Annotated in this window: 31 protein-coding genes and 1 pseudogene; 16 read left to right on the top strand and 16 right to left on the bottom strand. The window is 63.1% G+C overall.

Going from position 1 to position 24913, the window contains the following annotated elements:
- Nucleotides 1-124: 124 nt before the first annotated feature.
- Complete coding sequence (locus DH10_RS21950; RefSeq protein ID WP_192244646.1) at nucleotides 125-328, bottom strand: hypothetical protein; 204 nt, start codon at nucleotides 326-328, stop codon at nucleotides 125-127.
- A gap of 11 nt (nucleotides 329-339) precedes the next feature.
- Nucleotides 340-678: a hypothetical protein gene (locus DH10_RS21945; RefSeq protein ID WP_192244648.1), complete on the bottom strand. Its 339-nt coding sequence runs from the start codon at nucleotides 676-678 to the stop codon at nucleotides 340-342.
- Nucleotides 679-900: 222 nt separating this feature from the next.
- On the opposite strand from DH10_RS21945, the gene DH10_RS21940 reads away from it, so the two are divergent.
- Entirely contained in the window at nucleotides 901-1242 is a 342-nt protein-coding gene (locus DH10_RS21940; RefSeq protein ID WP_376774823.1) for a hypothetical protein, read from the top strand.
- Nucleotides 1243-1245: 3 nt separating this feature from the next.
- Here the strand turns inward: DH10_RS21940 and DH10_RS21935 are convergent, their stop codons facing one another.
- The 8 genes from DH10_RS21935 to DH10_RS21900 form a co-directional block, all read right to left on the bottom strand.
- Nucleotides 1246-1641: a dihydrofolate reductase family protein gene (locus DH10_RS21935; protein ID WP_192244652.1), complete on the bottom strand. Its 396-nt coding sequence runs from the start codon at nucleotides 1639-1641 to the stop codon at nucleotides 1246-1248.
- Nucleotides 1642-1851: 210 nt separating this feature from the next.
- Entirely contained in the window at nucleotides 1852-2400 is a 549-nt protein-coding gene (locus DH10_RS21930) for a cupin (protein WP_192244654.1), read from the bottom strand.
- Nucleotides 2401-2459: 59 nt separating this feature from the next.
- Complete coding sequence (locus DH10_RS21925) at nucleotides 2460-3671, bottom strand: arabinose transporter (protein WP_192244656.1); 1212 nt, start codon at nucleotides 3669-3671, stop codon at nucleotides 2460-2462.
- A gap of 40 nt (nucleotides 3672-3711) precedes the next feature.
- Nucleotides 3712-4050: a lipocalin-like domain-containing protein gene (locus DH10_RS21920; protein ID WP_246505885.1), complete on the bottom strand. Its 339-nt coding sequence runs from the start codon at nucleotides 4048-4050 to the stop codon at nucleotides 3712-3714.
- 155 nt (nucleotides 4051-4205) lie between these two features.
- Nucleotides 4206-5222 (bottom strand): zinc-dependent alcohol dehydrogenase family protein, encoded by a 1017-nt coding sequence (locus tag DH10_RS21915; RefSeq protein WP_192244658.1) that lies wholly within the window; start codon nucleotides 5220-5222, stop codon nucleotides 4206-4208.
- 27 nt (nucleotides 5223-5249) lie between these two features.
- Nucleotides 5250-5645 (bottom strand): (R)-mandelonitrile lyase, encoded by a 396-nt coding sequence (locus DH10_RS21910; RefSeq protein ID WP_192244660.1) that lies wholly within the window; start codon nucleotides 5643-5645, stop codon nucleotides 5250-5252.
- 19 nt (nucleotides 5646-5664) lie between these two features.
- Nucleotides 5665-6135 carry a cyclophilin-like fold protein gene (locus tag DH10_RS21905; protein WP_192244662.1) on the bottom strand — a complete coding sequence of 157 codons (471 nt, stop codon included), beginning with the start codon at nucleotides 6133-6135 and terminating at the stop codon, nucleotides 5665-5667.
- The gene (locus DH10_RS21900; protein WP_192244664.1) at nucleotides 6132-7322 is read right to left on the bottom strand and encodes an MFS transporter; all 1191 of its coding nucleotides are present in this window, start codon (nucleotides 7320-7322) and stop codon (nucleotides 6132-6134) included. The genes DH10_RS21905 and DH10_RS21900 overlap by 4 nt, the downstream gene beginning before the upstream one ends.
- A 158-nt stretch (nucleotides 7323-7480) precedes the next feature.
- Here DH10_RS21900 and DH10_RS21895 point away from each other — a divergent pair, with 158 nt between their 5' ends.
- The gene (locus DH10_RS21895) at nucleotides 7481-8374 is read left to right on the top strand and encodes a LysR family transcriptional regulator (RefSeq protein WP_192385308.1); all 894 of its coding nucleotides are present in this window, start codon (nucleotides 7481-7483) and stop codon (nucleotides 8372-8374) included.
- A 93-nt stretch (nucleotides 8375-8467) separates the two neighbouring features.
- On the opposite strand, the gene DH10_RS21890 is transcribed toward DH10_RS21895, so the two are convergent.
- Nucleotides 8468-8938, bottom strand: a complete 471-nt coding sequence (locus DH10_RS21890; protein ID WP_192244668.1) for a hypothetical protein — start codon at nucleotides 8936-8938, stop codon at nucleotides 8468-8470.
- Between the two features lie 295 nt (nucleotides 8939-9233).
- Here DH10_RS21890 and DH10_RS21885 point away from each other — a divergent pair, with 295 nt between their 5' ends.
- From DH10_RS21885 to DH10_RS21875, 3 genes are all read left to right on the top strand, one after another.
- Nucleotides 9234-9812 carry a TetR/AcrR family transcriptional regulator gene (locus DH10_RS21885; RefSeq protein WP_192244670.1) on the top strand — a complete coding sequence of 193 codons (579 nt, stop codon included), beginning with the start codon at nucleotides 9234-9236 and terminating at the stop codon, nucleotides 9810-9812.
- A 39-nt stretch (nucleotides 9813-9851) separates the two neighbouring features.
- Nucleotides 9852-11150, top strand: coding sequence for a beta-ketoacyl-ACP synthase II (fabF, locus tag DH10_RS21880; RefSeq protein WP_192244672.1), 1299 nt, complete (start codon nucleotides 9852-9854; stop codon nucleotides 11148-11150).
- A gap of 63 nt (nucleotides 11151-11213) precedes the next feature.
- On the top strand, nucleotides 11214-12029 hold the full coding sequence (locus DH10_RS21875; RefSeq protein WP_192244674.1) for an oxidoreductase: 816 nt from the start codon (nucleotides 11214-11216) through the stop codon (nucleotides 12027-12029).
- A gap of 77 nt (nucleotides 12030-12106) precedes the next feature.
- Here the strand turns inward: DH10_RS21875 and DH10_RS21870 are convergent, their stop codons facing one another.
- Nucleotides 12107-14050 carry a putative bifunctional diguanylate cyclase/phosphodiesterase gene (locus DH10_RS21870; RefSeq protein WP_312891211.1) on the bottom strand — a complete coding sequence of 648 codons (1944 nt, stop codon included), beginning with the start codon at nucleotides 14048-14050 and terminating at the stop codon, nucleotides 12107-12109.
- A gap of 573 nt (nucleotides 14051-14623) precedes the next feature.
- Here DH10_RS21870 and DH10_RS21865 point away from each other — a divergent pair.
- Nucleotides 14624-16159, top strand: a complete 1536-nt coding sequence (locus DH10_RS21865) for an FAD-dependent oxidoreductase (protein WP_192385307.1) — start codon at nucleotides 14624-14626, stop codon at nucleotides 16157-16159.
- A gap of 104 nt (nucleotides 16160-16263) precedes the next feature.
- On the opposite strand, the gene DH10_RS21860 is transcribed toward DH10_RS21865, so the two are convergent.
- Both DH10_RS21860 and DH10_RS21855 read right to left on the bottom strand, forming a co-directional pair.
- A complete protein-coding gene (locus DH10_RS21860) occupies nucleotides 16264-16602 on the bottom strand; it encodes a hypothetical protein (protein WP_192244680.1) in 339 nt (112 codons plus the stop codon).
- A gap of 155 nt (nucleotides 16603-16757) precedes the next feature.
- Nucleotides 16758-16958 (bottom strand): SDR family oxidoreductase, encoded by a 201-nt coding sequence (locus DH10_RS21855; protein WP_192244682.1) that lies wholly within the window; start codon nucleotides 16956-16958, stop codon nucleotides 16758-16760.
- A 127-nt stretch (nucleotides 16959-17085) separates the two neighbouring features.
- Between DH10_RS21855 and DH10_RS21850 the strand changes: the two genes are divergently transcribed.
- The 3 genes and pseudogenes from DH10_RS21850 (at nucleotide 17086) to DH10_RS21840 (ending at nucleotide 19202) form a co-directional block, all read left to right on the top strand.
- Nucleotides 17086-17361: a nuclear transport factor 2 family protein gene (locus tag DH10_RS21850; RefSeq protein ID WP_246505886.1), complete on the top strand. Its 276-nt coding sequence runs from the start codon at nucleotides 17086-17088 to the stop codon at nucleotides 17359-17361.
- Nucleotides 17362-17525: 164 nt separating this feature from the next.
- Nucleotides 17526-18458 carry an NAD(P)-dependent alcohol dehydrogenase gene (locus DH10_RS21845; protein ID WP_192244684.1) on the top strand — a complete coding sequence of 311 codons (933 nt, stop codon included), beginning with the start codon at nucleotides 17526-17528 and terminating at the stop codon, nucleotides 18456-18458.
- Nucleotides 18459-18502: 44 nt separating this feature from the next.
- A pseudogene (locus DH10_RS21840) lies at nucleotides 18503-19202 on the top strand (helix-turn-helix transcriptional regulator).
- Nucleotides 19203-19253: 51 nt separating this feature from the next.
- On the opposite strand, the gene DH10_RS21835 reads toward DH10_RS21840, so the two are convergent.
- Nucleotides 19254-19985 carry an SDR family oxidoreductase gene (locus tag DH10_RS21835; RefSeq protein ID WP_192244686.1) on the bottom strand — a complete coding sequence of 244 codons (732 nt, stop codon included), beginning with the start codon at nucleotides 19983-19985 and terminating at the stop codon, nucleotides 19254-19256.
- 36 nt (nucleotides 19986-20021) lie between these two features.
- The gene (locus DH10_RS21830; RefSeq protein WP_192244688.1) at nucleotides 20022-20507 is read right to left on the bottom strand and encodes a VOC family protein; all 486 of its coding nucleotides are present in this window, start codon (nucleotides 20505-20507) and stop codon (nucleotides 20022-20024) included.
- A 135-nt stretch (nucleotides 20508-20642) separates the two neighbouring features.
- Between DH10_RS21830 and DH10_RS21825 the strand changes: the two genes are divergently transcribed.
- From DH10_RS21825 to DH10_RS21795, 7 genes are all read left to right on the top strand, one after another.
- Nucleotides 20643-21530: a transcriptional regulator GcvA gene (locus tag DH10_RS21825; protein WP_192244691.1), complete on the top strand. Its 888-nt coding sequence runs from the start codon at nucleotides 20643-20645 to the stop codon at nucleotides 21528-21530.
- Nucleotides 21531-21584: 54 nt separating this feature from the next.
- The gene (locus tag DH10_RS21820) at nucleotides 21585-21815 is read left to right on the top strand and encodes a hypothetical protein (RefSeq protein ID WP_192244693.1); all 231 of its coding nucleotides are present in this window, start codon (nucleotides 21585-21587) and stop codon (nucleotides 21813-21815) included.
- Nucleotides 21816-21906: 91 nt separating this feature from the next.
- Nucleotides 21907-22068 (top strand): hypothetical protein, encoded by a 162-nt coding sequence (locus DH10_RS21815; protein WP_192244695.1) that lies wholly within the window; start codon nucleotides 21907-21909, stop codon nucleotides 22066-22068.
- Between the two features lie 116 nt (nucleotides 22069-22184).
- The gene (locus tag DH10_RS21810; protein WP_192244697.1) at nucleotides 22185-22490 is read left to right on the top strand and encodes a hypothetical protein; all 306 of its coding nucleotides are present in this window, start codon (nucleotides 22185-22187) and stop codon (nucleotides 22488-22490) included.
- Nucleotides 22491-22839: 349 nt separating this feature from the next.
- Nucleotides 22840-23145 (top strand): DUF982 domain-containing protein, encoded by a 306-nt coding sequence (locus tag DH10_RS21805; RefSeq protein ID WP_192244699.1) that lies wholly within the window; start codon nucleotides 22840-22842, stop codon nucleotides 23143-23145.
- Between the two features lie 25 nt (nucleotides 23146-23170).
- A complete protein-coding gene (locus DH10_RS21800; RefSeq protein ID WP_192244701.1) occupies nucleotides 23171-23455 on the top strand; it encodes a DUF982 domain-containing protein in 285 nt (94 codons plus the stop codon).
- A 353-nt stretch (nucleotides 23456-23808) separates the two neighbouring features.
- A complete protein-coding gene (locus DH10_RS21795; protein WP_192244703.1) occupies nucleotides 23809-24807 on the top strand; it encodes a L,D-transpeptidase in 999 nt (332 codons plus the stop codon).
- Nucleotides 24808-24913 lie beyond the last annotated feature (106 nt).

The raw sequence follows: 24913 nt of genomic DNA, 5'->3' as shown, positions 1-24913 counted from the left end.
GAAGCAAGGCCCTGCGAAAGACGTCAAAACGCCGGAGACACGGAAAGGCTCGATAGCGCTTGACCTCAACATGCCGAATAGAGAAGTGTCTCGGGCGCCGTTTCACGCTTTTTCTGGAACTGCTTTAGTCTTCAGCCTCTGAGGCCGGCACTCCGTTGGCGGGGATCTTGCGGAAGTTTCTGCTCTCGACATCGATAATGGCTCCGCAGCCCGGGCATTCCACCTGCGTGTGCGCGCGCAGCCAGCCGACGCTCTTGCGCGACTCATAGGCGCAGTCCGTGCAAACGACGCCTATCTCGTCGTCCTCGAGCGATCTGTCGGTCTCCACGGATTTGCCGCTCAGATCAACAGATGGCGCGCTACCGTCTCGCGGTCGCGCCGTCGCATTCCGCTCGTGTCGTTGTCGATCCAGCGCCGCGCTTCGGTTCGCGGTTCTGTTCCGACGGCGCCACCCTCATTTTTCCATTGAGCGAGTGCGTCCTGGTACGAGTCCAAGCGTTTTACGTATGCGCTCAGGATCGCGCGCAAATGCGTTTCCGAATCTCCATCGAAGCGTTCGGCAAGAAAGCGTGCGGCAGCCGTTCGGCGGCGGCTGCCGTGGATCAAAGTTGGGCGAACCTCGGCGAGAATTTTCTCGATCGCCGTTATTTGCTCGGTTGTCGGGTAGGCGGAAGACATGGCGTCCTCCTTCTTGTTGGGGCTAGGGCACCCTGGCCGCCCTCTGTCGGCATCGCCCATTGCAGAAGCTGCTGACGCGTGACGATACGCCTGTTGCGGATGAATGACGATGGCCAGTCGGGAAATAGTTGGCGGATGCCGGTCCAGCCGTCTCCTTGCCCGAAGAAGCGTTCTGTGTTTTCTCCCCCGAACATTAGGAAAGGCTTGTGGATGAGAATCGCAATGATCGTCGCGCTGGCCGCGACGCTGGCTGGATGTGTGACCTCTCCGGTCGACTACGGAACGAAGCTTTCGCAGCAGGACCCTAAATGGGCGTCGCCGGGTTGCCAGCAGGCCCGCATGGCGGCTTCGGACTACGACGCGCGCGAAAAGGAGCACCCCGGCTGGGGTTTTGGCGTCCTGCTCGGCCCGTACAGCATGGGGCTGGTGGCGTCCATCAAGGAGCACGAGCAGCAGCAACGCAAGCTGTTCGCCCGCCAGGTGCACTTGCAGTGCTCAAGCCTGCCGCTGCCAAAGGAACTGGAGGGCGCGCCAGAGGCCATCAAGCCGACGAAATATCCCTAAGCGTCACGACCCGCGCGCTGACGCGCAGGAATAGGTGAGGATCGCGACGCCGGTATCGGTCGCGACCTGGTTCGACAATTCGAGCTTCGCCAAGGCCGGCGCGGCATCGAAAAAACGGAATCCTTCGCCTAGGACCAACGGATGGATCATCAGCACGAGTTCATCGATCAACCGGTCCTGCATCAGCCAACCCACCAGCCTGCCGCTGCCGAAAACGATCAACGGCCTCCCATGGCTTGCCTTGAGCTCGCCGACCGTCTGCCCGGCCTCGCCGGCGAGCAGCGTCGAATTCTCCCAGCGCGGCTCGTAGCCAGGATCGTGGGAAGCGACGAATTTCCGCACGCCAGTGAGCGCCCGCGTCATCGGACTGGTGGGCTGCCTGACGAACCAGGCCTTCATAGAGGTCTTCGTAGGTGGTTCTGCCTGCTAGCAGCGACCATCCTGCGCTCATGCAGCGGCCGATGATCTCCTGCATCTTCCGGTCGCTCCCGGGAATGGACCAGCCGCCATGCCCGAAGCCATTGCGGGTGTCCTCATCGGGACGTGCGGGCGCCTGGTACACACCTTCGAGGGTCAGATGCTCGATGGCGACAATCCGTGCCATTTCCGTCAGTCTTCGTCCCATGCGGTCAGCAGCGGGCCTTCGCTGCCGTAGACCGGGTCCTTCTCCGGGCGGCCGACCTTCGGGATCGTGCGCAGCGCCTCGGCGTGCTGTTCGGCGCGCGTGCACAGATCATAGGTGCCGAAGGGCGGATAGGCGCCGACGACGAGCAAATCGGATGACGAGGACAGGCGCTGGTGGCCGGTGCCGGCCGGCAGGATGGCAACGTCGCCGGCCTTGACGGTCAGCACCTCACCCTTGTCGCCGCCGAAGCGTACTTCGGCCGTGCCTCGCGCGATGCCCAGCACTTCGTGGATGCGCGAATGGTAGTGAACGTAATCGTAGATGCCGTTGCGCCAGCCGTCGCCCCAGCCATTCGTGCTGAAGAGATCCTCGAACACGGAAGCCAGATCGACACCGTTCGGCAGCCTCACGGCGCCAGGATAGACGAGCATCGGCCAGCGGGGATTGTTGGGCACAAGGCCGTCATCCGCGAAGCGGAAGGTGAGCGGTTCCCGCCGCTCGACAAGCTCGGTCAGCTTCGCGTGTCCTGGCATGCCGTGACCTTTCCGCTTCTTCGCTCGAACCCGCTCCAGCCAGCCGGTGCCGACCGGTCTCAACCAGCGGCGGCGCGCTTTGTTCCCGGACTTGTCGCGCGCGCCTTGGCGCGGAGCACGAGCGCGATGGAGAAATCGGGAAGCGCTGCCGCCGCGACGGCGAAGAAGACGAACTGCAGCCCGGCCGACGCGGCGATGAGCCCGAGCGCCGGACTGCCGAAGCCGAGCGCCACGTCGAGGAAGGCAGTGTAGAGTCCCATGGCAAGGCCGCGGCTGCCTGGCGGAAGATGGCTTACGGCCTCGGCCCCGAGACCGGGATAGACCAGCGAGTAGCCGAGGCCGGTCAGGCCCGCTCCGATGGCGGCGAGAACAGGCCCGGGCGCAAGCCAGATCAGCACGAGGCCCGCCGCCTCGACCGCCACGAAGATCGCGGCGACGCGCGCGCCCCCAAACCTGTCAGGCAGGTGGCCGAAGCACAGCCTTGCCGCGATCAGCGAAGCGGCATAGGCGGTGAAGGGAAGCCAGACCGGCTGCCAGCCGCGTTCGGCAAAGAGCAGCGCCCCGAAGGACAGGATCGCGCCATAGCCGAGGCTGCTGAAAGCTGCTCCGACGCCAGGAAGCCAGACCGCTTGCGCCACGCTCGTCCATGATTGCCGGGCGGCGCTGCCGGCCAACCTGATGCCGCGCATCGGCAGGGCGGCAAGCAGCGTTGCAAGGGGCAGGACGATCGTGGCGAGAGCGATCGCGGCGAAGCCGCCGGCCGCGTAAAGCGCGGATCCGATCGGGGCGCCGAGCGCGAGTGCGGCGAACATTGCGGTGCCCACCCAGGCGATCACCTTTCCGGAGTTCTGTCCGCCCGCAAGCGCAAGGCCCCAGGCCGCGCCGCCGGTGATGATGAAGCTCTCGGCCGCGCCCAGCACCGCCCGACGGACGAAGAGCGCCGCCGCGGACGCTAGCGGCCGGCCCAGCAATGCCAGCGAGCCGAGATAAATGAACCCCGCCAGGGCGGCGGCGATGAGGCCGACGACGACGGCCCGCTTGCCGCCGCGCCTATCGGCATAATTTCCGGCGCCGATGCGCGACAGCAGCGAGGCGACGAACTGGCTACCCGTCACCAGTCCGACGGCGAAGGGGCCGAAGCCGAGCCCCCGGTGAAGATGCAGCGGCAGGACGGGCAGCGCCAGGCCGATCAGCAGGAAGCCAGCGAAGACAGCCGCCATGATCGGCAACAGTTCCGCCATTGCGCCATTTCGGTCCGATGTCCGCGCCATTGTGGCCACCGATAAAACCTTCGCAGCCGGGCTGTTCAGATCAGTAGCGCTCGTAGGTCACGCGCCAGCCTTCGGCCGGATTGTCCGGCGTGAGGACCAGTTTGTTGTCCGAGACTTCGAATTTGCGCTTCATGCTCTGCCCGACAAGGTTGCGGACCAGAGAAGACTCGACGGTGATGACGAAGGTCTTGTCCTGGTCGTTGATGGCGACTGGCCCATAATAGGCCTCGTAGCCGTTCGCGGTGTAAGGCGTGTCCGGCGCCTTGGCGTCGGGGTTCTGCGCCTGCACCGACAGAGTGCCGGCCTCAGTGAAAATGACCTGGCCGGAATATGGCACGGGCTTGAGGTTTCCCTCGGCGCCGACCTCGAGCGACGTCATGCGCGAATGCACCGACGATCGGGGACTCCCCGGAAAACGCCGGCGTGGCGGCCGAAAGCGCAAGCGCAAGGGCGGCGATCTTCAACCTCATCGTCATATGTCGTTTTTCCTTTCCTGACTTGCGAGTGCGGACAGAGCGCCCTCCCAATTTTCGCTCACACCGAAAGCATGACCTTAATGGCGCGTCGCTCGCCCATGGCGCGGTAGCCTTCGGCGACCTCCGCCAGCGGCAGCTGGAGGTCGAAGACCTTGCCCGGCTTGATCGTGCCCTGCAGCACACGATCCATCAGATCGGGCAGGAAGCGGCGCACCGGCGCCGGGCCGCCCAGCATGCGCTTCTGGCCGAAGAACAGGCGCTGGCCGTCGAAGCTCACGCCATGCGGCACGCCGACATAGCCGATGGTGCCGCCGGGCCGCGAGCAGGCCAGCGCCTGGTCGAAGGATTCCGCCGTGCCGACGCATTCCAGCACCGAATCCGCGCCGACGCCCTTGGTGAGCTCCTTGATGCGGGCAATGCCTTCCTCGCCGCGTTCGGCCACGATGTCGGTCGCACCGAATTCGCGCGCGAGTTTCTGGCGGCTCTCGTGCCGGCTCATGGCGATGATGCGCTCCGCGCCCATTTCCCGGGCCGCCAGCACACCCATCAGGCCGACCGCGCCGTCGCCGACGACGACCACAGTCGATCCCTCGCGAACCTCGGCAGCGTCCGCCGCATACCAGCCGGTTCCGAGCACGTCCGAGACGGCCAGGAGGTCGGGCACCAATTCCGCCGGCGGCACCTCGGCGGTGGCGACCAGGGTGCCGTCCGCCAGCGGCACGCGGGCATAGGGCGCCTGCGCGCCCGACATGAACTCGCGCTGCACGCAGGAGGACTGGAAGCCGAAGCGGCAATGCGGGCAGGTGTTGTCGGAGAGGCAGAAGGAGCCGACGACGAACTGGCCGGGACGCACCGTGCGCACCTCTGCGCCGACCTCGACGACGATGCCGCAATATTCGTGGCCCATATGCATCGGGCTGTCGACCGGCTGCAGTCCGCGATAGGGCCACAGATCCGAGCCGCAGATGCAACTCGCCGAGAGTTTGATGATGGCATCCGTCGGGCGAAGGATTTTTGGGTCTTCGATTTCCTCGCAACGGATATCGCCCGGCTTGTGCAGAACGGTTGCTAGCATTTTGGTTTTCCTTTCGTTCCATCTGGGTCAGGCGCCGTAGTCGGCGTTGCTGACATGTTCCAGCCAGTCCACGACCTTGCCGTCCTTGACCTCCTGGAGGGCAATGTGGGTCATGGCAGTCTCGGGTGACGCACCGTGCCAGTGCTTTTCGCCGGGGGCGAACCAGACGACGTCGCCCGGCCGTATCTCCTCGACCGGGCCGCCAGAGCGCTGCACGCGGCCGCGGCCGGAGATGACGATCAGCGTCTGCCCGAGCGGATGCGTGTGCCAGGCGGTGCGGGCGCCAGGCTCGAAGGTCACCTGCGCGCCCTGCACCCGCTCGGCGTCGAAGGGGTTGAAGAGCGGGTCGATCCGCACCGTGCCGGTGAACCAGTCTGATGGGCCTTTGCCGGACGGCCGCGTGCCTGCGCGAAGAATGTCCATAGCGATCTCCTTTGTGCCCTCAAATGCGCTCGATGCGAAGCGGGAACTCGCCGCGTGTGTGCAGCGCCTCTTCGCCCTCGTCGAAGCGGCCGAGCCTGATCAGCCCGGGGTGGCGATAGTCGGCGTAGAACATGGCCAGATTGCCCCAGGGCACAAAGTAGCAGAGGTCGTAGGGCCGCTCGTTGCCGAACGGACCGCTGCCCTCCTCGGTCAGCTTGCGCGGCAGGTAGGCGATCTTCTCATTGTGCGCATAGTCGTCGATCGTGAGATGGAGCGGCAGCATGGAAAAGAAATCCCGCGCCGACGGGTTGTCATAGAGCGTGGCCGTCATGGTCCGGCCGTTGAAAAACATCCTGATCCTCATGCCGGTGGGCTCCTGGCTGGCTGGGTCCCTGCCCTGCTGGCTGCGGGCGGCCCGCGGCAGGATCGCTGTCGCGAGCGCGGCGCCGAGCAATGTCCGGCGGCTGAGCTTCGAGCGGTCGAACGTCATGACACGGACCTCCCGGCCATACGCCATGCGGCCAACGCGGTGAGCGCCGATCCACAGAGAAGCGCAGCGCCAAAGGCGAATGCGCCCCACCAGCCGACCGTGTCGACGAGCGTGCCGCCAATGGCGGCGCCGCCGGTAATGGCAAGCTGGATGACGGCCACCTGCAGCCCGCCGCCGGCCTCCGCATCCTCCGGCAGCGTGCGGCTGAGCCACGTGCCCCAGCCGACGGGTGCGGCCGTGCCGAAGAAGCCCCAGGCGAAAAGCAGCAGCGATACCGGGACCGGCTGCGTTCCGAGAAAGATCAGCCCGACGGCCAGCGCGGCCATGACCAGCGGAATGACGATAAGGACGCTGAACAGGCGGAAACGCAGTAGCCGGCCGATGCACCAGGTGCCGATCACGCCCGCCAATCCCATCGCGAGCAGGATCGCCGAGAGCGCCGCGATGTCGAGCCGGGTGACGATCTCGAGGAACGGACGCAGATAGGTGAAGAGCGCGAACTGGCCCATGAACAGCATCATGATCGACGCCATGCCGATCGCCACGGGAGGACGGCCGAGCAGCGCCAGTGGATTGCCCGGACGCTTCCTTCGGCGCGGGGGCAGCGCTGGCAGGCTGATCCACTGCCAGACCAGCGCCAGAACCCCTAGCGGCACCACGAGGAAGAAGGCGCCGCGCCAGCCGACATAGGCCCCGAGGAAGCTGCCCAGCGGCGCGGCGATGGTGGCCGCGATAGCGTTGCCGGCGTTCAGCATGGCGAGGCCCCTCGGCACCATGTCCTGCGGCACGAGGCGCATGACGATCGCGGTCGACATCGACCAGAAGCCGCCGATCGCGACGCCGAGCAGAGCCCTGCCGACCATGAGGAACGCGTAGTTCGGGGCGAAGGTGACGGCGAGCCCGGACGCGATGAGGAGGACGGTGAAGCCGGTGACGACCAGCCTGCGGTCGACCTGGCGCGTGAGGCCGACGACCAGCAGGCTGGTCAGCACGGCGAAAATGCCCGAAATCGAGATGGCCTGACCTGCGCGGCCGTCGGTGATGCCAAGGTCGGCCGCGATCGGCGACAGTAGGCTGACCGGCATGAATTCCGATGCGATGAGCACGGCAACGCACAGCGCCATCGAGAGCACCGCGCCCCATGCGGCGCGGTCTTCGACAAGCCTTGTGTCGTAGGTCGTTTCCATGAATGGGCATCCTTGAAGAGCGGCAGGGCGGAACCACGGCCGCCAAGACGGAATATCAAGACATGCCGGGAAGATATCGCAGGGGAGCCCATTCGATTAGATCGAATAATCCGCATGGACTTATCGTTGTGTGATATGAATGATCAAGAGGACTCCCGATGCAGCGCGACGACATGAAGGATCTGCTGTGGTTCCTTGCGGTCGCCCGCGAGCGCAGCTTCACCAAGGCGGCGGCAGAGCTCGGCACCTCGCAGTCGACGCTCAGCCACACCATCAAGGAGCTGGAGGCGCGGCTCGGCGTTCGCCTGCTCACGCGCACGACGCGCAGCGTGGCGCCCACCGAGGCGGGCGAGCGGCTTTTCCAGTCGCTCGCGCCGCGCTTCGAGGAGATCGAAGCCGACCTCGCCAGTCTGGTCGCCTTTCGCGACAAGCCCTCGGGCACGGTTCGCCTCACGCTGTCCGACCACGCGCTGCAGACGGTCGTCTGGCCGGAGCTTAAGCCGGTGCTCGGCAACTATCCGGATCTCCGCGTCGAGCTCTACAGCGACAACGGTATGCGCAACATCGTGGAGGAGCGCTTCGACGCCGGCGTGCGGCTCGGCGAGAGCGTCGACAAGGACATGATCGCGGTGCGGATCGGTCCGGACTGGCGGCTGGTGGCCGCCGCCTCGCCCGACTATTTCTCGCGCCGCCCGGTGCCGAGGACGCCGCAGGACCTGGTCGGGCACGATTGCATCAGCCTGCGGCAGGCGACGTTCGGCGGGCTCTATGCCTGGGAGTTCGAGAAAAAGGGCCGCGAGCTTAGGGTGCGCGTGGATGGCCAGCTGACCTTCAACTCGACGATTCCCATGGTCGATGCGGCGCTAAGCGGTTACGGCATCTGCTACGTCCCGGAAAACCTCGTCAGCCACCACATCGCGGAGGGGCGGCTGACGCTCGTGCTCGACGACTGGAGCCTGCCCTTCCCGGGCTATCACCTCTACTATCCAAGCCGTCGGCAGCTTTCGCCGGCGATGGCGGTGATCGTCGAGGCGCTGCGGCATCGGAGCTGAGGCTGGGAACAGATCGGAGCTGGCCTTCGACGAGGTCCTCCAGTGGCCTTGCGCGCAGACCTGCCGCGGCAGGCTGCGATCTGCGCCGGCGAGTCAGCGCGTTCGTGCGTCGACGCGCTGATGCATGTCGGTCCCAGTCGAGACCGTGACCTCATCACCAGACCTCGAGAACGTGTAGAGCAAGTCTTGGTAGCCGGGCATAGAGAAGGCCACGGAGTCGCGGTCGGCGAGGCCCATGACGACCCGATGCGGATCGCCTCCGTCCTTTGGCGCGAAGGTAGCGGTGACCTCCAGGAGGTCGCCGTCGACTGGGACGTAATAGACCACCATGTCGAGACGTCCCTTGTGCAGGCTGCCGGCTTCGATGGGGCGTCCGATGGTTGCCTCTTCGGCGACGGCCGGCGCCGCCATAAACAGCGCGGCCAGAAGCGATGCGCCCAGGGCCCTGCGGAACTTCGTATCTCCTCTTGTTAGATTGCGATCGAACTCTATATTATATAGATGTCGGATGCAATCTAAAAAGAGAGAGGCATTCAGTCCGCGGCAAGCCGCCGCACCGATCAACGGGCGAGCCGTCTATTTCGCCACTGAAATCGGCTCAGAGGGCAGTTGCCGGTTCGCTACAGCACCGACACTCGAAGCCGCTCTCTGGCCCCGCCAGGAAAATTCGCAGATCAGGGGTCTCGCGTGTGACCTCACCATGCCCTTTCCTCCAGCAAACAACGGGGTCGCCAGAAACAGCGTGGCCAGGTGACGCGCCCGGCTTCCGTGATCGTCCCGCATCCTCTCTTGATAGATTGCGTTCGATCTCTATATTGGTGTATAGATGTTATACGAAATCTAAATATGGAGGTCGACGATGCGCGTGAGCCGCATTCAGGCTGAGAAGAACCGGCAAACGGTGATCGACGTGGCCAGCCGCCTTTTCCGGGAACATGGCTTTGACGGCATAGGCCTCAAGGATCTGATGAAGGGTGCCGGGCTGACCCAAGGCGCCTTTTACAAGCAGTTCGCGTCAAAGGAGGACTTGGCTGCACAGGCATCCAGGCGGGCGATGGAGAGCGCTGCCCACCGATGGGCGGCTGCGACCGCAGCGAATCCTGGCGATCCGCTTGGGGCGGTGACCGCGTTCTACCTCAGCATGGATCATCGCGAAGAAAGGATGGACGGCTGCCCGGTCGCGGCGCTCGGCTCGGATGCCGCTAGACAAGGGACCGACGTGAAAGCGTCGTTCGAAGCCGGCATCAAGGAGTATCTCGAAATCATCGGCCGTTTGATTGCCGCGACCGACGGCGAGGAGCCCAATAGCAAGGCCATGGCCATTCTCTCGACGATGGTCGGTGCGCTGATGTTATCGCGCGTGGTCAACGACCCCGACCTCGCTCAGGCCTTCCTGGATACGGCGACCGAACAGGTTCGCGACGTCGTCACCGCATGAACGGCGCCGGGCTGGCGTCTCGGATCGATAGGAGCATGGATGAGAAGGATTGTTGTCACGGGCATGGGCGCGGTCACGCCGCTTGCCGCCGATGTCGAGACTTCTTGGTCGCGTCTCCTGGCCGGCCGCTCGGGTATCCAAAGGCTTGCGGACGACGTCGTGGGAGATTTGCCGGCCAAGATCGGCGGCGTGGTTCCCTCCCTCGAGGAAGACCCCGAAGCCGGCCTCGATGCGACTGCCTTCGTGGCCCCGAAGGATCAGCGTAGGATAGACCGCTTCATTCTCTTCGCGCTGGCGGCGGCAGAGGAGGCGCTTGCTCAGGCGAGATGGAAGCCGGCCTCGGAAAGCGACCGGGTTCGCACCGCGACGATCATTGCTTCAGGCGTCGGAGGATTCCCCGCCATAACCGAGGCGGTACGGACAGTTGACCAGCGCGGCGTTCGGCGTCTTTCGCCGTTCACGGTGCCGTCTTTCCTTGTGAACCTCGCGGCGGGCCACATCTCGATCCGCTACTGCTTCAAAGGCCACATCGGCGCGCCGGTGACGGCGTGCGCCGCCGGTATTCAGGCGATCGGCGATGCGGCTCGTATTATCCGCGCCAATGAGGCCGACATCGCGGTGTGCGGTGGAACTGAAGCATGCATGAATGTCGTCAGCCTGGGCGGTTTTGCGGCGGCACGCTCTCTTTCAACCTCCTTCAATCACCGCCCTGATCAGGCTTCTCGCCCGTTCGACATGTCGCGCGACGGTTTCGTCATGGGCGAAGGCGCTGGCATCCTGGTCATTGAAGAATTGAGCCATGCGCTTGCGCGCGGTGCGAAACCGCTCGCCGAGGTCGTCGGCTACGGCACGACGGCGGATGCCTATCACGTCACTTCCGGTCCGGAGGACGGCGATGGCGCGCGTCGCGCGATGGAGATCGCGATTGCCCAAACCGGTATTTCCCCGCGCGAGATTCGCCATCTCAATGCGCATGCGACCTCCACGCCGGTGGGTGACCTGGGAGAAATCGAAGCGATCAAAAGCGTCTTCGGCACCGATTTCTCCATAGCCGTCAGCGGAACGAAGTCGGCGACCGGACACCTGCTCGGGGCCGCCGGCGGGCTTGCCGCGATCTTCACTATCCTGGCGCTCCGGGACCAGGTGGCACCGCCCACTCTCAATTTGAGCGCTCCCGATCCGGCCGGTGAAGGGATCGACTTCGTCGCGAACCGGGCCCGGGCAATGGAGATGGATTACGCGATCTGCAACGGTTTCGGTTTCGGAGGCGTCAATGCCAGCGCTCTATTCCGGCGCTGGACTGAACACGGCGCGAACGCTGGAGCCGCTCATGATTGACGCTTTTGCTGCGACCTTTCCTGCTTCGCCCAACTCACATTCGACCCAAAGAAAGTGATCTCCATGGATAAGCCCAGTCCTGGCGTCGCCCTCGTGACGGGGGCATCCTCCGGCATCGGGCACGCGACAGCCAACACCCTGCAGAATGCGGGCTTTCGTGTCTTCGGAACCAGCCGTCGCGCGGTCGTCGGGAGATCCGACGGCGTTACCATGCTGAGCTGCAACGTGACCGATGACGCATCCGTATCGAATCTGGTCGAGGAAGTGCTGACCGAAACCGGGCGCATAGACCTGCTCGTCAACAATGCCGGCATTGGGCTGCTCGGCGGCGCGGAAGAATCATCGACTGCGCAGGCCCAGGCGCTTTTCGACGTGAATGTCTTTGGCGTTATCCGAATGACCAACGCCGTCCTGCCGGCGATGCGACGCCAACGGAACGGTAGAATCGTGAATTTGAGTTCCGTGTTGGGGCTGATCCCGGCTCCCTACTCCGCTCTCTATTCGTCGACCAAACATGCCATCGAAGGCTATTCCGAATCGCTTGACCATGAACTGCGCTCGTTCGGAATTCGCGTGGTGTTGGTCGAGCCCGCCTATACGCGCACGTCATTTGAAGAAAATCTCGCCAGGCCCGATCAATTGCTTGATATCTATGGCACTGCGCGTGCCGATATGGATGTGATCCTGCGCAAAGCGATCGAAACAGGCGATGCTCCCGAGGTCGTAGCCAAGACGGTCTTGCAAGCAGCGACCGCCCCAGATCCAAGGAGGCGCTATGCAGCGGGGAAAATGGCTCGCCAGATCAGTCTTCTGCGCCGTTTCGTTCCCGAATCCGCTTTCGACAAAAGTCTGCGAAAGCAGAACGGCTTGCCGGTCTGATATCCGAGCGGGCGACAGCTGTCGGGGCTGAGCGGCTTCGGTCGTATGGCCGTCGAGCCGTCGCAACCGCCCGCCGCTCAGGCAGCGCTGCCGGTTCGGCGCGACGGGAGCCCCGCAGGATCGAAGGAGGCGGCGGCAGGACTGTCCAAATGCCCTGGTTCGAAGGTAAGCGCATCATGCATGGGTAGCGCTGCCGAGAAGAGAAATCCCTGGGCGATCATGCAATCGAGCGAGCGCAGGATCAGGCGATCGGCGTCCGTTTCGACCCCCTCGGCCATCACTTCTATTCCCAATGTCCGTCCGAGATCGATGACCGCCTTGACGAGCGCCTGATCTTCCACGGACTTGGCCAGATCGCGAACGAAGTCCTTGTCGATCTTGATCTTGCGGATCCGGCTGTCTTTCAGCGAAACCAGGGTCGAGAAGCCGGTGCCGAAATCATCCAGCACGATCGATATGCCCGCGTCCGCCAGGCGTTCCAGTTTTTCGTCAACCCTGTCGCGATCCACGGGCGCCTCTTCCGTGATCTCTATCTCGAGCATGGCCGCGGGAACGTTGTTTGCCCTGAGGCCGTCGAGGATCATGTCGTCGACATTGCCTGCCTCGAGCTCGCGGGGCGAGAGATTCATCGCCACGCGCACATCCTGGCGGCCCTTCCTCGCGAGCCCTTCGATCATGGAACAGCAGTTGAGAAATACGGTCTCCGTCAGCAAGGAAAGCAGACCGGTTTCACGCGCCGCTGTGACGATCTCCGGCGGCGGAATAGCCCCATGGACCGGGTGCTGCCACCGCAGCAGCGCTTCGAAGCCGACGACCGCATGGGTGTCCAGCCGCACGATCGGCTGGAACCATGAGCAAAGAGCGCCTCTCTCGATGGCCGCGCGCAGGTCGCGCTCGATGCAATGCTTGCGTTCGAGCCCGTGCTCGAGTTCGGCATCGAAGAGACAGTATTCGTTCCTGCCGCTATGCTTGGCCGCATAAAGCGCGAAGTCCGCGCGCAGCAGCATCTCCGTTAGTTGTGGTTTCTCCGACGCGTAGATGCCGATCGACGCGCCGACACGCACCGAATTCAGCGCCGGATCAGGATCCGCGATGGCCGCGATGATCAAGGATGCAAGCTCTTCCGTCGAATGCAGGGACCTCGGGGCGGGAAACAGCAGCACGAACTCGTCGCCGCCGATGCGCGCAATTGTTGCCCCCGGCGGGGCATGGTTCTCTATCCGGCGCGCGACCCTGACCAGCAGGTCGTCGCCGATGTTGTGACCATAGGTGTCGTTGACGGATTTGAAGCCGTCCAGGTCGATCAGCATGGCCACGAACGGGCCGTCGGAACGCCCGAGCCGGGAGATGGCCTGCTCAAGCCCGTATCTGTTGAGCAAATTCGTCAGCGGATCCCGCCTGGAATTCCGTTCCATCTGGGCGGCGAACGCCCTCGCCTCGTATTTGAGGCGGCTCGTCTCTTTGAAGCGGGCCTGTCCGAGAAGCGAGCTCCTGATCATTCCTCCGAGAAAAAGCAGGACCGTGAAACCGAGGACGTAATTCTCGATATTGCCTTTCGCCAACACGCATCCGGCAGTGATCAGCAGCGGCAGCGTCATGAAGTTGATTGAAGCCGGTGCGTATGACGCTCCGTAGGTGACCGAACCGGCCGACAGGCCCGCAAGAACGACCAGATAAAGCGGCGCCTGGGGCGTGGTGTACCCATCCGACAGCACGGCCAAAAAAGACCACGCGATGCCGGATGCCAGAGCCAACAGCCCGTAGAGGGAAAGTCGGACATCGACCGGCTTCCGCCCACTATCGGGCCCACTATCGGGAATGTCCGGCTGGGCAAGCGCCAGTCCTATGCGGGCGCCATTTATGATGCTGACCGCCGCAAACCACAGCACCGCCGCAAGGCCGCCGCCCGAGAGCATCTGCACGGCCAGGATCAGGGCCGAGAGCACCGTGCCGATGGGCATCGAAATGAAGAGCCCCGTCCTCAGGTCAGCGAACTGATCCCTGAGGATACCGGCTTCCACGGATTCGCTTTCGCCCTGTGGGCTGGGTCCAGGGCCAGGCTGCTTGAGATGTCCCATAATGCCAAATGGCTAAATGAGCGGGATGAAAATCACGTTAAGGATTTCAGCAGCTTACGGCGCATCAGGCAGAGATAGGCAGGCGCGACGTCCGCGGACTCTCCGTCATCGGAGTTGAGGCTGCCCACAGGTCCGGCCGAATGGACCGTCCTGACCCCGCCCCGCCGCTTCGATCTGATAGGATAGGACGCCGTCGATCGCTCGAAAGGCGCATCCGCATAGCGCAAGCCGGCAGGTTTGCACAAGCAGAGATCCCAGACCCGATCCGACGGTGCGGTCAGAACTGCGAAAATTTATCGGTCCGTTGGAAACCGATCTGAGGAAACTTCATCAAATCATCCGTCGGCCTCTACGGCCGGAGGAAAGGATGGGCGCGCCGATGTCGCGACATGGCCTCGAACCTTTCTTCACCGATTGGAGTAAGGCAGGCCAAGCGATCGTGTGATTGCCCAAAACATAGCCGGGAGTCAGTCTGGCATGGGGCAGGCTCCAATCGAATAGCGCAGGGAGAAGAAGATGGCTCAAGACCAATCTAAATCGAACGGACCGGATTTGACCCAAGGCATCGCGCTATCCGACCTTCCCGATGGCGGAAAGCTGGTCGGTCACTGTGGCGATGAACAGGTGCTGTTGGTGCGCCGCGGGACAGAGGTCTTCGCAATCGGGGCGACGTGCACGCATTACGGCGGGCCGCTGGTTGACGGTCTTGTCGTGGAGGATACCGTTCGATGTCCGTGGCACCATGCATGCTTTGATTTGCGCACTGGCGAAGCCGTGCGCGCGCCCGCCTTCAATCCACTCGCCTGCTGGTCGGTGGACCAGCGGGATGATCGGATATTCGTGGGCGAGAAGCGCAAACGGATGGCTCACAAGCCCGCCAGCGGAGGCACTGGTCAGTTTGCCGGTAAAGTCGTGATCGTCGGCGGCGGCGCGGCTGGTTTCGCAGCCGCCGAAAGACTACGTCGCGAAGGCCATCAGGGCAGCATCCTCATGCTCAGCGACGACGAGGCGCCGCCCGTCGATCGTCCCAACCTTTCCAAGGACTACCTCGCCGGCAAGGCGCCGTCGGATTGGGTTCCGCTGCGTGGGGCAAGCTTTTATGCAAAGAACGACATCGATCTGCGTCTCAAAACCAACGTCGCCGACATCGATGTCCGGTCCGGCGAGGTCGTACTCGCGGATGGAAACCGGACTGCTTACGACCGATTGCTGCTTGCAACGGGAGCCGAACCGGTCCGCCTGACCATCCCCGGCGCCGATCAGCCACACGTTCATACGCTGCGCTCGTTCGCCGACTGCAGCACGATCATCGACCAAGCCAAGACTGCCCGCAGCGCCGTCGTGCTGGGCGCCAGTTTCATCGGTCTCGAGGTTGCCGCGTCCCTGCGCGCGCGGAACATCGAAGTTCATGTCGTCGCTCCCGACGAACGCCCCATGGAACGGGTCCTCGGGCCGCAAATGGGCGACTTCATCCGCAGCCTCCACGAGCAGAATGGCGTCGTGTTCCATCTCAAGGACACCGCGACCGGCATCGACGGCACGAACGTGCAACTGAGCAGCGGCCTTGCTTTGGCCGCGGATGTCACCGTCGCCGGCATCGGCGTGCGGCCGCGGCTCGGGCTCGCCGAAAAGGCTGGGCTCAGCCTCGACCGCGGCATCATCGTGGACTCCTTTCTGGAGACGAGCGTGCCGGGCATTTTCGCGGCCGGCGACATTGCGCGGTGGCCCGATCCCCACACTGGCGAAAACATCAGGGTCGAGCACTGGGTGGTCGCGGAAAGGCAGGGGCAAACGGCAGCACTGAACATGCTCGGGCACCGCGAGAAGTACACTGCCGTCCCGTTCTTCTGGAGCCAGCACTATGACGTCCCGATCAATTACGTCGGACATGCGGAGCCATGGGACGAGATAGCGGTGGAAGGCGACATCGCCGCCAAGGATTGCCTCCTGCGTTTCAAGCGCAAGGGACGCACACTGGCGGTCGCTTCGATTTTTCGCGACATCGAAAGCCTGACGGCCGAAATGGAAATGGAACGCCAGACAGCCAACTGATGAACCATGCAGGAGCAGGTTAGAGCACTGGTCTTGCCGCGGCGCGACCGGGTTTATCACAGCTGCGCTCATCCTGGTGTCGGACCTGGCAGAGACGGGCTGTATTACCTTGGCGTTGGGAGAAATAGAGAGACCTTCAACCGCGGCGCGAAGAAGCAACGCAAATAGGGCTGATTGGTTATGACGTAATTATTCTCGCAGATATGGTATTGGTCGTCTGGCGATTCCTGCACCCGGTCTCGCGGGATGTTGAAATCATCGGGCAAATAAGTATAGCCACCGTCACCCTTGGACCGCACCGACGACTGAGGTATGGCGCGGCAATCATGACCGCCGCAACACTTGAATTTCGTCACCGGATCAACCTTGTTTTCATACCAGTCATGGGCGTTGGCGCCTGTTGCGGCGGCAACGCACATGGCTATGAAGATGACCCTTCGCACGGCATTCCTCCTATGCAGAGGCGCTGCTCATTCGAGCATCATGTATATTAGCGTTCCGCTGAAAATGCCATTGGTCCGCGAATGCCCGGCAAAGCCCTAGCGAGCGATGTTCGGCCCTGGTGAGACCAGGACACCAGGTCTTCCGCCTTCGCCACTCAGATCAGCCTCTGCCCGCCATCGATGTGGATCGTCTCCCCCGTCATAAACTCGTTCTGCATCAGATAGAGATAGGCGCCACATCGGCTGGCGTAGCCTCGCCGACGATCTCGTCCCGTGTCCACCCAGCCGGACCAGACGATTTCTTCGGTGCTCCTGATCGGGTTGCGCATCATGCTGACAAAATCTGTCACTGCCATGCGCTATCTATGCTCATCCAAACCAACCAACAAAGGACAAGTAAAATGAGCAGTGACCCCAGCCTCGCACTCCAGGTCGCTTTGGCCTACCACGACGCCTGGAAGACCCAACGATCATGCGACAGTCATGAAAGTCGTGGCGGACGACGTTGTGTCTGAAACGCCGTTCGGCCTCATCGAAGGCGGCGCCGCTCTGCATAGGTCCGAATCGGATTTCGCCGGCATGCTCAAAGGGGCAACGATGGTGGCCGCGTTCGGCGACGAGACCACGGCACTCCTCATGTATTACACCCACACCCATCCCCTCCCCAGCGTCCTCTCGGCGAAGTACTTCACGGTCGAGAACGGGAAGATCACAGCGATCAAGGCGCTCTTCGACAAGAGCGTGTTCGGCGCACAGTGAAAACGGCTCAGCCGCACTGACGCGCACAATCCTACAGAAAGTACTCTCATGATTACCAACAATGCTACGACGGGCCGCTACGGGCGGCTCGTCGCTGACGCCTTGCTGCGCCCGGCTGGTGCCAGCGATGTCGCAACCGCCACACTCAAGGGGAGCGGCGTGCGATGAAACGGATCCAATACCATCAGTATGGCGGCCCGGAAGTGATGCGGCTCGAGGACTTCGAGCTTCGCACGCCGGGCAAGAGCGAGGTTGCGGTGAAGGTCAGCTTCGCCGCCATCAACCCGATCGACTGGAAGATTCGCGCCGGTCACCTGAAGATGGTGACCGGGAAGAAACTCCCGCGCGCCCTTGGCAGCGACATCTCCGGCATCGTGATTGCGATCGGCCCGGGCGTCACCCGCTTCAAGGTGGGCGACGCCGTGTTCGGATCCGTCCAGATCAAGGAGGGTGGCGCAATTGGTGAGGGTGCGATCGCACTAGAGACCTTTCTCGCCAAAAAGCCTGCCTCCGTGTCCTTCGAGAAGGCCGCGTGCCTCGGCACGCCTGGGATAACGGCTTGGAACGGCCTTGTCGGCAAAGCCAATCTCAAGGCGGGCGCTCAGGTCTTCATCAACGGCTGCACCGGTGCTGTCGGTGAATCCGCCGTCCAGATCGCGCGGATGCTCGGGGCCAAGGTCTCGGGAAGCTGCAGCCTGCAGCAGAGGCAACGCGCTGAGGAGATGGGTGTCAGCCGCATCTATGACTATCGCACGACCGATCTCTCGCAGATCAGCGATCGGTTCGACGTCGTGTACGACACAGCCGCCACGATGACAGTTGCAGTCGGGCTCGGTCTGCTCCGCAAGGGTGGCGTGTATCTCGACATCAATCCGACACCGGGCAAGTTCATCCGCGCGATGTTCGACCGCAGGCTCAAGCCGATCGTCTGCACCGCGCGGGCCGACATCATGGAAGGGCTTGCCCACGCGGCTGCCGACGGAAAGCTCCGGCTTCCGGTCGCCGAGATCGTTCCGCTCGAAGATGCGATCGCGCTGGTCGCTGCCCTGGAGCAGGGGCGCAAGCTCAACGGAAAAGCGCTCGTGTCGATGTCTTGAGCAACCCCCTGCCAAAATCTGTCATTGGCTTGTAAGATTGTCTCATGTCTAAGAGCAATCGGCTTTTCGATCTGATGCAGATGCTGCGCCGGCACAATGGTCCCGTGCCGGGCACCGAACTCGCGCGCGAGGCCGGCGTTTCCTTACGCACCATCTACCGCGATATCGGCACCCTCCAGGCAATGGGCGCCGATATCGAGGGGGAGCCAGGCTTCGGATACGTGCTGAAGCCTGGCTTTCTGCTGCCGCCGCTCATGTTCTCGCAGGACGAACTCCATGCGCTCGCGCTCGGCGCGCAATGGGTCGGGCGCCAGACGGACGACGGCCTTGCCTTCGCAGCCCAGAACGCAATCGCCAAGATTGGTGCGGTGCTGCCGACGGAATTGCGGCACCTCCTGACAGACAACGCCTTTTCACGTCGGGCGCAACCGGCCAGAGACGCCAGCCGTGGATCCGGGGCTGCTTCGTCAAGCCATGCGCGAGCAGATCAAGCTTCAGATCGTCTATCGGGATCCGCAGGGCAACGAGACCCTGCGCGTCATCTGGCCAATCATGCTGGGCTTCATCGAGTCGAAGCGGTTCGTGGCCGGCTGGTGCGAGCTTCGGGCGGATTTCCGGACGTTCCGGGCTGATCGTATTGAACGAGTTCAGTTGATCGAAGAACGTTATCCCGGTCGACGCCGGGACTTGGTGAAGAAATGGCGGGAACAAGTCGCAGACGCCGCAAGCCTGTCTGACGTGTGACCCATCCGGCCGATTTCGCGCTTTCGGAGATCGCGCCGTTTCCCGCAAAGGTCACATCAGCCTCTGCCCGCCATCGATGTGGATCGTCTCCCCCGTCATGAACTCGTTCTGCATCAGATAGAGATAGGCCGGCGCCACGTCGGCCGGCGTCGCGACCTTTCCCGCCGGAATACGCTCGCCCATCTGGTCGAAGTAGCCGGCCTTGGCCTCGCCGACGATCTCGTCCCACATCTCGGTGTCGACCCAGCCAGGCGAGACGATGTTGACCCGCGTCGGGGCAAGCTCCAGCGCCAGCGCACGGGCGAAATAGGTGAAGGAGCCGGCTACCGCCGAGACGACCGAGCCGCCGGGGACCGGCGGCCGGTCCTTGTTGATGCCGGAGGTGAAGGTCATGGAGCCTCCTTTCCTCAGCGTACGCACGGCATGCTTGGCCAGCATCACCGCGCCGATCAGCTTGCCGTCGACGAACTGGCGTACGAACGCCATGTCCGTCTTGCCAATCGGGAAGTTGGGGGGCGGCGTGCCGGCCGTCGCGACCAGATGATCGAAGGCGCCCACCGCGCCGAACAGGCGGGCGACATCCGCCTCGTTCGCCATGTCAGCGGCAATCGCCGTCACCCGCCCTGCCCCGGCGAGCCTTTTTTCGGCGGCCTTGAGCTTCTCCGCCGAGCGGCCGACGATTGCCACCTCCGCGCCGCTTTCCAGCGCGGCCGCCGCCACGCCGAAACCGATGCCGGAGCTGCCTCCGACGACAATGATCCTGCTTCCCGTGAGCGCAGCCATGGGGTTCCTCCGTCTTTTCAGCTATGGGGTTGAGAATTACGCGCGGCCGGCGTGGGCCGCCTCGATATCGGCGAGGATGATCTTGCTCATCGAGTACATCGCCTGCCGCGCCCGGTCGGCCTTCTCGCGGTCCGGATCGTTCATCAAGCGCAGCGCCGGTTCCGGGATGATCTGCCAATAGACGCCGAACTTGTCCTGCAGCCAGCCGCAGGGTTTTTCCGAGCCGCCGCCCGCAGTCAGCGCGTTCCAGTAGTAGTCGGTCTCGGCCTGGTCCTTCGTCTCGATATAGAGCGAGATCCTCTCGTTGAAGGACGGCATCGAGCCGGCGTTAAGCGCGGTGAAGCGCTGGCCTTCGAGCTCGAAGTCGAAGATCGCGTGCGGCACGGTCTTGTTGGTGCCGCCGACGAAATCCGTGAACTCGATCGACCCGAGCGCCCGGCCGTTCCTGAAGACCGACAGATAGAAGTCGCGCGCCCCTTCGGCATTGAGGTTGAACCACAGGAAGGGATGAACGGTAGCCATGTTGTCCTCGCAGGTTTGATCGTTGGGGTGAGCTTTGATCACAAGTGCTGTGAGGATTTTTGACTGGAAAATGCCCGGTAGACAAACCAAAATTTGGCAAGTATTTGTTACTAACGCTCACAAATAGATTTCGCCATGGCCCGCGGACTGCCGCCACTGAATGCATTGCCGGCCTTCGAGGCCGCCGCCCGGCATCTGAATTTCTCCAGGGCGGCGGACGAGCTCAACGTCACGCATGGCGCCATCAGCCGGGCGGTAAAACATCTCGAGGACCAGCTCGGCGTGCAGCTCTTCGAGCGCGCGACGCGTTCGGTGCGGCTCACCCCAGTCGGCGAGCCTTACGCGCTGGCCGTGCGCGAAATGCTCGACCAGCTTGCCTTGGCCACCCGGACGGCGACGTCGCGTCTTTCGGGCTCGACCTTGAATGTCAGCACCTCCGACGGTTTTGCCGGAAAATGGCTGGTGCCCCGGCTCTACCGCTTCCATCGCGCGCATGGCGACATCGACGTGCGCGTCTCGACCACCGGCAAGCTCACCAATTTCCGTGGCGACGGCATCGATGTCGCCATCCGCTATGGCGGCGGGCACTATCCCGGGCTGACGTCGGAATTCCTTACCGGCGAGGAGGTGTTTCCCGTCTGCAGCCCGAAGCTCTTGGAGGGGCCGCATCCTCTCAGGAAGCCCGCGGACCTCAAGCATCACACGCTGATCCGCGACGGCTACCGGATCGACTGGGCGGCCTGGCTGGCCAGCGCCGGCGTCGAAGGCGTCGACCCGAACAGCGGGCTCACCTTCGATTCCGCCACCTTCGCGGTGGAATCCGCCGTTCAGGGCGAAGGCGTGGTGCTCGGCCGCACCATGCTCGTTTCGGCCGACCTCGCCACTGGCAGGCTGGTCCGGCCATTCGACCACGCGCTGAAAGCCGTCTCCAGCTTCCACCTCGTCTACCCGCCGGAAGCGATCCGCCAGCGCAAGGTCAAGGCGTTTCGGGATTGGCTGTTTTCGGAGATCGAGCCGGGCTGAAGCTGCCGAAAATCCGCAGCTTGCGCGGACATGCCGGTTGCGCGATGGTGGGCAATGATCGTCGGTGCGTATCTGAACCACAAATTGGAATGCCCGTTTTGCGGTGTGATCCGGTTGCAGATTCCGGCCGATGCTCAGCCCGCCACCCGAATCCATTGCGCCGAGTGCGGCGAATATCTGGGTACGTGGGATGAACTCCAGACTGACTTCGAGCGCCAGGGCGGCACTGACGGAGTATTCCGTCTGGACAAGGGACGTATCCAGAAGCTCGCTTCCAGCAAATGACGAGCCGCCGCCCGCAAGGCCACGCCGGGGTCCGTGAATTGACGGGAACAAACCCCTGACTTGAACGTTGCGCCGCCATAGGGGACTCGCCATGGCGCACAAATCTGAAAATCAATCACAGGAATCCGTCGTCCAACGGCTTGTTCAGGAGATCGGCATTACCGAAGCGCAGGCTTTGGAACTCATTTCTTTCCTGGGCCTGAACTGGGGTTCGCTCGTTCGCGAAGCGAAGGCGCTGTTGCGCAAGCTGTAGCCTGTTCGAGCCGGATTCGGCTTTCTCGACCCCATTCCAAAACGCGCGCTGAAAAGCTTCGCGGCGATACATTAGCAACCGCTTGACAAAGCAGACGGCCGCGCCACCCTTCCTTCATGGCCACAGGCATCAAGGTCGGCGACGAGGTCGCCATTACAGCAACTGTTCGGCGGCGGGTGACGGAGGACCGTGTCAGCGTGTCGATCCCATCCTACGGCCAGCCGCATTCGATCGTCGACCGCACGTCAACCGTGAAGAGAGGCCAGCCGATCGAGCTTGTCGGAGATGTAACCTGCGTCAATGGGGACCGAGTGACGGTGAAGCTCGGCGTGCCGGTCACAGTGGACATCGATAAGGTCAGGCTGGTGACCGCCCATAAGCCTCCCGCGCGAAAGGCGCCGCTGATCGACCGGCCGGAGTGAGGAAGACTTGGGTCTGTCGGCAATTCCGCACGGAAACCGTTTCACGCTTTTCCTGAAAGTGCACCCAGCCAAAGCCCGCCCGGGGAGGACTGCGGGCGGGCTTCTGCAATTGAGCGAGACGAATGACTCGCTCGCGGACCATGGCCCTCATTCAGAGCAGAGGGAGTTTGCCGTTTCGCTACGCACCGAACTGCAAAGGCAGCAGAAAGTTCCCTATTGCGCCGGGACATTCCCGCACGCCCTGATCTTGACGGCCAAAACCCATAAACCCATATCGCAGCCAGGCGCGGACCGCTGTGAGCCCCTGCCTATCCCAAACTCAAATTGTTCGTTCGACTTGGAGGATCTTATGAACGATCGGATGTTTGACAGCCCTGTTTTCGTGAAGAGCGGCAACGGCCTTATCCAGGAAATCGCGTGCCTCGAAGACGCCCTGGAATTTCTCTACGAATGGCCCAGGAACAGACGCGGCACCATCTACGAGACCGCCCTGCGTGCCTGCCAGCGAGCATTCGACAGCAGTTATCCGCTGACGGCCGCTAGAGATGCGTTTTGCGGTTTCGCAAAGTCCGTCAAAATCCACGAGGAAGTGAACGTCGCCTTGCCTTGGATGACCGGCAAAGGCGGCGGTCGCGGCGGCGGAGTGGTTGCGTAGAGCGTCGCAGAACGGAGCAGTCGCGATGCTTGCCGAACCGTTCGAAAAGCCCATCCGCGTCTGGGTCGGACTGGGATTCCCGCGTCAGTTGAATACTGTCGCAGACGCCTATCAATTTGTCGTCGACTGGTGTGGCAACAGCCCCGAGCAGAAGGCGGCAATCCGTGCTTGCAAGGCCGCGCTGGCAGGGGATATCGACGCAGAGACAGCGAGAGGTGTCTTCGTTGCCTTTGCTCGCAAGAAGGACATCCTTATCGAGGATGGAGCAATTCCTCCCGCAACAGGAAAAGCCCGGCCGAAGCATGCTTGATGTGACTGAGGCGGCGACTGACGCCGCCTCGTTCATCTGGCGGGCCAGCTGCCTTTCGGCTGGCTCTGCGGGGCTTTGGGCCCTCAAATGGGGCAACCGACGGCATGGGCGGGGGGCGTTGGGGAGCCGCCGGTCACCAGGACGAGGGGCCATGGAATCAGAAAAATGCATAGGCCCTTATACAATCATGCCAGCAATTCGCGTTCTTGGGAACTGGTTCCGGCTTAAAATTCAAACTCATATGCCCAAGAGTGCACATTCGCGGTGATCTTCGCACGACTCTCGTGACAGGAACCAGATCGGCCGCGCCGCGTCATAGAGACAGGTCCTGTCGAAGTTCCGGAGTGACGTCGATGGTAAGGCTCCTTCTCGTCGTCGCGGTGGCCCTCACGCTCGCATGCAGCGGGGCGCAGGCTGCCAAGCTGGAGTTCGACGCGGTCAATCAGGCGCAGTTCAGCGAGGGCGAGCCGAAGGGCGTCGATCCGATGCTGCTCAAGGCGCAGATTCTTCTCGATCGCGCCCGCTTCTCGCCCGGCCTGATCGACGGCCGCCTTTCCGACAATTTCGCCAAGGCCGTCGCGGCCTTCCAGGCGGCGAACGGGCTGCCGTCCGACGGCAAGCTCACGCGCGAGACCTGGAACAAGCTCGCGGCAACCTTCGCCGGCCCGGTGCTGACAAATTACGAGGTCACGGCCAAGGATGTGCGCGGGCCCTTCACCAGGCGTATCCCTGCGCGCATGGAACGAATGGCGCATTTGAAGCGGCTCGGCTACCGCAACGCGCGGGAGAAGCTAGCCGAGCGTTTCCACCTCAGCGAACAAGTGCTGAGAATGCTCAATCCCAAAACCGGTTTGAGGAAGGCCGACACAACGCTGGTGGTGTCTGATGTCGGCCGAGGCGATCCTCCCGCAGCAGTCGCCAGCGTCGAGGTCGACAAAGCGTCCCGCCAGGTGCGCGTGCTCGATCCTTCGGGCAAGCCGCTCGCGGTCTACCCAGCCTCGATCGGCAGCGAGGAAAAGCCGGCGCCGAGCGGCGCGGCGGAGGTCAGGCGCGTGGTCCACAACCCGACCTATCACTACGATCCGAAATTCGCCTTCAAGGGGATCAGGACCAAACGGCCGTTCACCATTGCCAAGGGGCCGAACAATCCGGTCGGATCGGTCTGGATTGACCTCTCGATCGAAAGCTACGGCATCCACGGCACGCCCGATCCCGGCAAGATCGGCACGACCTTCTCGCATGGCTGCATCCGCTTGACCAACTGGGACGCCGAAGACCTCGCCGCCATGGTCAAGCCGGGCACGAAAGTCGACTTCAAGGACGAGACCGCGCAGGACGGGCAAGCGCAGTGAAATGCCGCCAGTTTGCCACTCCGCCCAAGCGGACCGCTGCATAAGCCCAGCTTATCGTCACCCCTAGTTTTTCAGAACGTTACATGTCCTTCCGTCGCCTGTAGCT

This window comes from Mesorhizobium silamurunense (assembly GCF_014843825.1).
GTDB lineage: Bacteria > Pseudomonadota > Alphaproteobacteria > Rhizobiales > Rhizobiaceae > Mesorhizobium > Mesorhizobium silamurunense.
Note: the sequence above shows the minus strand (reverse complement) of the source record. Positions and strands in the feature narration are given on the sequence as shown.

Excerpts from the sequence above, each read along its gene's own strand:
- DH10_RS21850 (WP_246505886.1), top strand. The coding sequence starts at position 17,086 with ATGAAAGTCGTGGCGGACGACGTTGTGTCTGAAACGCCGTTCGGCCTC.
- DH10_RS21845 (WP_192244684.1), top strand. The coding sequence starts at position 17,526 with ATGAAACGGATCCAATACCATCAGTATGGCGGCCCGGAAGTGATGCGG.
- DH10_RS21905 (WP_192244662.1), bottom strand. The coding sequence starts at position 6,135 with ATGACGTTCGACCGCTCGAAGCTCAGCCGCCGGACATTGCTCGGCGCC.
- DH10_RS21855 (WP_192244682.1), bottom strand. The coding sequence starts at position 16,958 with ATGGCAGTGACAGATTTTGTCAGCATGATGCGCAACCCGATCAGGAGC.
- DH10_RS21945 (WP_192244648.1), bottom strand. The coding sequence starts at position 678 with ATGTCTTCCGCCTACCCGACAACCGAGCAAATAACGGCGATCGAGAAA.
- DH10_RS21910 (WP_192244660.1), bottom strand. The coding sequence starts at position 5,645 with ATGGACATTCTTCGCGCAGGCACGCGGCCGTCCGGCAAAGGCCCATCA.
- DH10_RS21815 (WP_192244695.1), top strand. The coding sequence starts at position 21,907 with ATGGCGCACAAATCTGAAAATCAATCACAGGAATCCGTCGTCCAACGG.
- DH10_RS21835 (WP_192244686.1), bottom strand. The coding sequence starts at position 19,985 with ATGGCTGCGCTCACGGGAAGCAGGATCATTGTCGTCGGAGGCAGCTCC.
- DH10_RS21805 (WP_192244699.1), top strand. The coding sequence starts at position 22,840 with ATGAACGATCGGATGTTTGACAGCCCTGTTTTCGTGAAGAGCGGCAAC.
- DH10_RS21795 (WP_192244703.1), top strand. The coding sequence starts at position 23,809 with ATGGTAAGGCTCCTTCTCGTCGTCGCGGTGGCCCTCACGCTCGCATGC.
- DH10_RS21915 (WP_192244658.1), bottom strand. The coding sequence starts at position 5,222 with ATGCTAGCAACCGTTCTGCACAAGCCGGGCGATATCCGTTGCGAGGAA.
- DH10_RS21935 (WP_192244652.1), bottom strand. The coding sequence starts at position 1,641 with ATGAAGGCCTGGTTCGTCAGGCAGCCCACCAGTCCGATGACGCGGGCG.
- DH10_RS21820 (WP_192244693.1), top strand. The coding sequence starts at position 21,585 with ATGATCGTCGGTGCGTATCTGAACCACAAATTGGAATGCCCGTTTTGC.
- DH10_RS21900 (WP_192244664.1), bottom strand. The coding sequence starts at position 7,322 with ATGGAAACGACCTACGACACAAGGCTTGTCGAAGACCGCGCCGCATGG.
- fabF (WP_192244672.1), top strand. The coding sequence starts at position 9,852 with ATGAGAAGGATTGTTGTCACGGGCATGGGCGCGGTCACGCCGCTTGCC.
- DH10_RS21875 (WP_192244674.1), top strand. The coding sequence starts at position 11,214 with ATGGATAAGCCCAGTCCTGGCGTCGCCCTCGTGACGGGGGCATCCTCC.
- DH10_RS21885 (WP_192244670.1), top strand. The coding sequence starts at position 9,234 with ATGCGCGTGAGCCGCATTCAGGCTGAGAAGAACCGGCAAACGGTGATC.
- DH10_RS21940 (WP_376774823.1), top strand. The coding sequence starts at position 901 with ATGATCGTCGCGCTGGCCGCGACGCTGGCTGGATGTGTGACCTCTCCG.
- DH10_RS21830 (WP_192244688.1), bottom strand. The coding sequence starts at position 20,507 with ATGGCTACCGTTCATCCCTTCCTGTGGTTCAACCTCAATGCCGAAGGG.
- DH10_RS21895 (WP_192385308.1), top strand. The coding sequence starts at position 7,481 with ATGCAGCGCGACGACATGAAGGATCTGCTGTGGTTCCTTGCGGTCGCC.
- DH10_RS21825 (WP_192244691.1), top strand. The coding sequence starts at position 20,643 with ATGGCCCGCGGACTGCCGCCACTGAATGCATTGCCGGCCTTCGAGGCC.
- DH10_RS21925 (WP_192244656.1), bottom strand. The coding sequence starts at position 3,671 with ATGGCGCGGACATCGGACCGAAATGGCGCAATGGCGGAACTGTTGCCG.
- DH10_RS21930 (WP_192244654.1), bottom strand. The coding sequence starts at position 2,400 with ATGCCAGGACACGCGAAGCTGACCGAGCTTGTCGAGCGGCGGGAACCG.
- DH10_RS21810 (WP_192244697.1), top strand. The coding sequence starts at position 22,185 with ATGGCCACAGGCATCAAGGTCGGCGACGAGGTCGCCATTACAGCAACT.
- DH10_RS21865 (WP_192385307.1), top strand. The coding sequence starts at position 14,624 with ATGGCTCAAGACCAATCTAAATCGAACGGACCGGATTTGACCCAAGGC.
- DH10_RS21800 (WP_192244701.1), top strand. The coding sequence starts at position 23,171 with ATGCTTGCCGAACCGTTCGAAAAGCCCATCCGCGTCTGGGTCGGACTG.
- DH10_RS21920 (WP_246505885.1), bottom strand. The coding sequence starts at position 4,050 with ATGACGTCGCTCGAGGTCGGCGCCGAGGGAAACCTCAAGCCCGTGCCA.